Below are 1,582 nucleotides of genomic sequence, written 5' to 3' on the forward strand. Positions count from 1 at the left end.
CCGCCCAGGGCGGCGATCTCCACGGCGTCGGACACTGTGCCGTTGTAGCTGATCACGGAGGTGACGGGCCCGAACGCCTCGACCTCGTGCACGGCGGGGGTGCGGGCGTTGTCAAAGGACAACAGGGTCACCGGGAAAAATGCGCCCTCGGAGGGAACCGAGGACAGTGCCTCCGGGCCGCCGAATTCCACGACCGCACCGGAGTCGATCAGGGTGCGCACGGAGCGGGCAACCTCGGACTGCTGCTCGGCGGAGGCCAGCGCACCCACGGTGGTTTCGGGGGAGCGCGGATCGCCCACCGTCGCGCGTGCGGCTACGCGAGCCTCAATGGCCGAGATGACTTCCGAACGGATGTCCTGCGGGACGATCACACGGCGCACGGCGGTGCACTTCTGGCCGGCCTTGGCGGTGATCTCCAGGACCACGGACTTCACGAACGCCTCGAACTCGGGCGAATCCGCGGTCACGTCCGGGGCCATGATGGCGGCGTTGAGGGAGTCGGTTTCCGCCGTGAAACGCACACCCTTGTCCTGCACGTTGGTGTGCGAGCGCAGGGACTTGGCGGTCGCGGCGGAACCGGTGAAGGCCACGTGATCGCGAGCGTCCAAGTGATCGAGCAGGTCACGGGCGGAACCGGAAATCAGTTGCAGCGATCCCTCGGGCAGCAGACCGGAATCCAGCATCAGGCGCACGCACGCCTCGGTCACGTACCCGGTGGGCGTTGCCGGCTTCACAATGGTCGGCACGCCGGCAATGAACGCCGGGGCGAACTTCTCGAGCATGCCCCACACGGGAAAGTTGAACGCGTTGATCTGCACGGCCACACCGGGGATGCGGGTGTAGATGTGCTCGCCCAGGAACGAACCGTCGCGCGAAAGCTGCTCCACGGCGCCGTCCACGATCACGTTGGAGTTCGGCAGTTCACGGCGTCCCTTGGACGAGAACGTGAACACGGTGCCGATGCCCCCGTCGATGTCGATCAAGTGATCCTTGGCGGTGGAGCCCGTGGCGTAGGAGATCTCGTAGAGCTCGTCCTTGTGCTCGGTGAGGTACTGCGCGAGTTGCTTGAGGATCAACGCGCGGTCGTGGATGCGCAGCGTGCCCAGGTTCTCCTGGCCCACGGTACGGCCGTATTCAATGGCGGCCGCGGTGTCCAGGCCGTCGGTGCTCACCCGTGCCACGGGCTCGCCGGTGGCCGCGTTGTTCACGTCCGCAATGCGCTCCGGGTGCTCCGGTCGCCACCACTGGCCGCTCACGTAGCTGGGGAGAATTTCGATGTCCTGGGTCATGGTTTGGGTGCTCACGCGCCGGTCCCTTCTCAACACTTCAAGCCGAACGATCGGTCAGTATTTAGTCCAGGATAACCTAGGTCACAACAGCGCACCACCGTATTTTCTGGCAACGACGCCGCTCGGGCACCTCGCGGACGCAACGTACCGCGGCGGCGTCGGACGCCACGCTAAGGAGGAACCATGCACGAGGACCCCACCCCGGCGGACATCCGCGCGGACCAGAACCGGAAGAACCGCGAAAAGCTCCCCTTCGAGGACGCGGACGGCCAGCCCTACGAGCCGTGGACCAT

Annotated in this window: 1 protein-coding gene; it reads right to left on the bottom strand. The window is 66.0% G+C overall.

The window, feature by feature from the left end:
• Positions 1-1,289 (bottom strand): phenylacetic acid degradation bifunctional protein PaaZ (gene paaZ, locus Q4E95_RS13730; RefSeq protein WP_303383827.1); only part of this gene is annotated, 1,289 nt, incomplete at its 3' end.
• Positions 1,290-1,582 lie beyond the last annotated feature (293 nt).

It is taken from the genome of Kocuria sp. (genome assembly GCF_030536815.1).
GTDB classification, from domain to species: Bacteria; Actinomycetota; Actinomycetes; order Actinomycetales; family Micrococcaceae; genus Kocuria; species Kocuria gwangalliensis.